Source organism: Streptomyces sp. MZ04, from assembly GCF_004684775.1.
Classification (GTDB): Bacteria; Actinomycetota; Actinomycetes; order Streptomycetales; family Streptomycetaceae; genus Streptomyces.
Window position 1 is genome coordinate 1 of record NZ_SRIC01000442.1, and the last position, 4595, is coordinate 4595.

Here is a 4595-nt window from a genome sequence, read left to right on the forward strand (position 1 = left end):
CATCAGGAGCGCGGCTGCCGACACCCCGGCCCCCGCCACGGCGGCCACCAGCGCGGCGGCGATCAGCATCACGCGGCGACGCCCCCGGAAGGGCGCGGCAGGCCCCACCGGCGGACGCACCGGCAGGTCGCGCCGGGTCGGCGTGTAGCCGGCCGGCAGTGCCGACGGCTGACCGCCCGCCCGGCCCGCCGCCGTCGACGGCATCCGCCCCGTGTCGACGTACAGCCGAAGCAGCCGCTCCGCCTCCGCCACGTCGAAGCGCCGCCGCTGATCGCGCTCCAGGAGGCCGAGTACGACGGGCAGCAGCGGTGCGGCGGCGGGCGGCGGGCGTATCTCGTCGAAGACGACGGCGTGCAGCACACCGCCGATCGAGTCCCTGCGGAAGGGCGACTCCCCGGTCAGCGCGGCGACGAGGAGCGCTCCCAGCGACCAGAGGTCGGACGCGGGCCCGGTGGTCTCGCCCGACATCCGCTCGGGCGCGGTGTATTCGGGCGAGCCCACGAACGACCCGGTCTCGGTGAGCGTCGTCGCCCCGCTGACCTGCGCGATGCCGAAGTCGGTGAGGACGACGCGGCCGGTCGCCTCCTCCAGGAGTACGTTCGCGGGCTTGATGTCGCGGTGCAGCACCCCCGCGGCGTGCGCGACACGCAGCGCGCCGAGCAGGTCGATGCCCATCTGGGCCACCGTCCGCGCGTCCATCGGCCCGGACCTCGAGATCCGCCCCGCGAGCGAGCCGCCCTCGATCAACTCCATGACGATGTAAGGGTGTTCGTCCTGCACCACCACGTCGTGTACGACGATGATGTGCGGATGCCTGAGCTGCGCGGCCGCCCGCGCCTCGCGCAGGGTGCGTTCGCGCTGCTGCAGCGCCTCGGCATCGGAGAGCGTCTCGTCGAGGGCGAGTTCCTTGACGGCGACCTGGCGCCCGAGGAACTGGTCGGTGGCCCGCCAGACCACGCCCATGCCGCCCCGGCCGAGCCGCGCCTCAAGGCGGTAACGGCCAGCTATGACCCGGGCGTTGTCCCCCACGCTCCCCATGCGGCTATCATGCCCCACCCGTGCGGGCACGGACCCTGCGGGCCCGGGCGGCGGACTGGTTCCGGCCGCCCGCACCGCCCGCCTCGTGCGCGCCTAGTTGACCGGCTTCTCGCCAAAGCTCCGGAGGATCGCGTCGAACTGCTGCCGCGCGGTGTCCCAGTCCTCGGCGGGGGAGGACATGTAGACCACGTACTCGATGCCGTCGCGGCTGAGATACGACTGCGAGATGGCGCGGCGCTTTCCCGCCGTCGTGTCGTTCGCCCCCGCCGTCCAGCTGAACTCCCAGAGGGCGCCGGGCCGGTCGCGGTAGGTGTTCGAGTCCAGCTGCAGCCGCTTGTAGGCGGGCAGCTTGACCTTCAGGTTCTTCTCCAGGTCGAGCTGGTGCAGGTAGGGGCTCTCCCACGCCGTCTTGCGGTCGACACTGATGCGTACGAAATGGCGTCCGTGGTCCGGCGTGTAGTCGATCTGGTTGCCGTCCATCTCACGTGCCCAGTTCTTGGGCAGCCTGAGGCTGAAGCCTTCGGGGTCGTTGACCCGCGGCCAGTCGGCGGGGATGCCGCCGACGGCCTTGCCGGGATCCCCGTCCCCCGACTGCGTACTGGCCTCGTGCTTGCCGTCCCCGAGGTACAGATACGCGGCGGCTCCGCCGCCACCGAGCAGTGCGGCGGCGGCGACCAGGGAGACGATCACGGGCCACTTGCGGCGCTTCTGGGGGCGGTGGGAGTGGTCGGGGTGGCCGCTGTGGACGAACGTGCCGGAGCTGCCGTGTCCGTGGGCGGCCGCTCCCGTCGCGCCATGGACGGCAGTCCCCGCCTCTGCCGAGTAGGCGGCCTGCGGCACGGGCCGCTGCTGCACCGGCTGCTGCTGCATGGGCTCGTGCTGCACCGGCTGCTGCTGCATGCGCTCGTGCTGCACCGGCTGTTGCTGCATGGGCTCGTGCTGCACCGGCTGCCGCCCGGTCGCGTGCACCTGCGTCGGAACGTACGCCTGCGCCCCGCTCGGCCGCCGCCCCTCCGCCGCCTCGGCGAGCATCAGCTCGGCCTCCTCCGCGGTGGGCCGGGCCTCCGGGTCCTTGCGCAGGAGAGCGCTGATGACGGGTGCGAGCGCGCCCGCGTGCTCGGGCGGCGCGGGCTCCTCGGTGACCACGGCCTGCATGGTGCCCAGCGGCGACGTACGCCGGAAGGGAGAGTTCCCCTCGACCGCCGTGTAGAGCGTGGCGCCGAGCGCCCACAGGTCGGAAGCGGGCCCGGGGTCGGCGCCGCTGACCCGCTCGGGCGCCAGATAGTCGACGGAACCGACGACCTCGCCGGTCCGCGTGATCGTCGTGTCCCCCTCGATCGCCGCGATCCCGAAGTCGGTGAGCAGGATGCGCCGGTCGTCCGCCAGGAGTACGTTGCCGGGCTTCACGTCGCGGTGCAGGACCCCGGCGGCGTGCGCGGCGCGCAGGGCCTTCAGGGTCCACAGGCCGATGCGGGCGGCCTCGAGCGGTTCGACGCGGCCCCGTTCCTTGACGGCGTCCGCGAGGGAACAGCCCTCGACCAGCTCCATCACGATCCACGGCCGCTCGTCGTACTCGAGGACGTCGTGGACGGTGACCACGGCGGGGTGGTTGATGCGGGCGGCGGCCCTCGCCTCCGCGTGGGTGCGAGCGAAGAGGATCGCGCGGTCGGCCTCCTGCACCCACTGCGCGGCCGTCAGCTCCTTGACGGCGACGGCCCGGTGCAGGACTTCGTCCCGCGCGCGCCACACCCGTCCCATGCCACCGTGCCCGATGGACTCACCGAGCCGGTAGCGGCCCGCGAGGAGCAGGCCCTGCATCTGATTCACGATTCCCCATCATTGGTCTTGACAGGGCCAAGATTAGGGAGAGGGCAGCGTACAGGGAACCTTCGGGGGTGCACGGAGATCGCACTGTGACGCTTCACGCGTGTGGGCGCGCCGCCTTGCGCAGCGGCCGGGCACCCGAAAGTGCCGGTCACGGGCAGTCAACTTCCTTGCCTGAAGGACCAGTCCGCGACCTGAAGGGCCAGTCCGCGACCTGACAGGTCAGTCCGCGACCTGGTAGGTCGCCGACGCCTGCTCGAAGAGCCGCGTCACCTCGTCCCGCTCGGCCTCGGGTCCCCGGAGCTGCACGACGTGGTACTTTCCGCCGACGGACATCGCGAGATTGCGTACGAAGATCTCGCGCCCTTCCGCGTCCTGCCAGGTGAACTGCCCCTCGGCCATGGTCCGCCCGCCCACGTCCACGCTGCGCATCCCGCCGGACGTGGCCCAGGTCGAGTCCCGGAACGGCTGCAGTTCCCGCTCGTGCTCCCGCTGGTACTTCATGGGATCGCTGCCGTACTCGTCCGTGCCGTCCCGCCCCGGCACGACGATCAGCTGGTAGTCGCCGTGAGTGTAAAGGACCTGCCCGCGCCCGTTCTTGGGCTGCCGGTCCCAGCCGCTGGCTACGGCCACCCGGAAGCCCTCGGCGTCCTTGCGGAGCGTGAATCCCTGCGGCACTTCGGGCCCGCTGGTCTGCGGCTGCTCCGAACTCGGGCTCTTCTCCGGCTTGTCGCTCGGCTCACCGGAGTCGCCCGGCTTTCCGTCCTGGCCGGGGCGCGCGCTGGAGCTGCTGTCCGCCGTCGGCGCCTGGCTGCTGCCGACCTCTCCCGCGGAACCGGCACGCTCGCCGTCGCCGCCTTCCGACTCCCCCGACTTCGGCATGAAGACCATCGCGTACGCGACTGCCGCGACGAGGCCGACGAGTATGAGGAGGAGCAGTAGGCGCCCCAGGGAGCGCGGCTGTCCCGCGCTGCTTCGCGGCTGCCGCTGAGGGGCGGCGCGTCTGGGCGGCGGAGCGGCCGCCGGCATCGCCGCCCGGCTCTCGCGCCCCCGCTTGGCCTTGTCCTTGTCCTTGGCTTTGTCCCTTGCCTTGGCTTTGTCCCTTGCCTTGTCCTTGGCCTTGTGCTTGTGCCGCCCGTTCTGCCGCGACACGGCGGCGGCCTGAGCGGCGGCGCGGCGCCTGCGCACGATCTCGCCGCGGCGGCGTATGACGGGCAGCCGTCGGGCGTCGAACGGCGGCGCGGGCACGACGTTCGCACCGGCCTCCGGCTCGGGCGCCGAACGGACCAACGACCGCAGCCAGCCGTTCAGTTCCTCGAAGTCGAGCCGCTCGGTGGGGTCCTGCCGCAGCAGCGACTCGACGACGGGCCGGAGCGGACCGCACTCCTCGGCGAAGGCGGGCGGCTCGGCGCAGACCAGCTGGACGAGCTCGAACGTGCTCTCTTCCGGATACGGCGCATGCCCCTGCACGGCACGGAACAGCAGTGCGCCAAGCGCCCACAGGTCCGTTGCGGGCCCGATGGGCGCGGCAAGCTGCCAGTTCTCGTGCACGGGCCCGGCCTGCTCGGGCGCCCACCGCTCGGTGACGGCCCCGACCACGGTCATCCGCGCGTGCCGGGCCCGCTCGGCTGCCAACGCGGTACCGGGCCCACGCCGCGCACCGCTGCGCTCGGCGACGAGGGCGTCCCAGTAGGTGTGCCCGGAACTGCCGGAGTTGGGGGCGGAATCGGGGG

At 72.6% G+C, this 4595-nt stretch carries 2 protein-coding genes and 1 pseudogene; all 3 read right to left on the reverse strand.

The genetic code is table 11. The annotated features are described in order from the left end of the window. A partial coding sequence (locus E2651_RS41385; RefSeq protein ID WP_135336424.1) for a serine/threonine-protein kinase occupies positions 1-1038 on the reverse strand: 1038 nt, incomplete at its 3' end. Between the two features lie 93 nt (positions 1039-1131). Continuing rightward, positions 1132-2856 carry a serine/threonine-protein kinase gene (locus E2651_RS41390; RefSeq protein ID WP_135336425.1) on the reverse strand — a complete coding sequence of 575 codons (1725 nt, stop codon included), beginning with the start codon at positions 2854-2856 and terminating at the stop codon, positions 1132-1134. A 228-nt stretch (positions 2857-3084) separates the two neighbouring features. Continuing rightward, a pseudogene (locus E2651_RS41395) lies at positions 3085-4595 on the reverse strand (serine/threonine protein kinase); the annotation flags it as partial.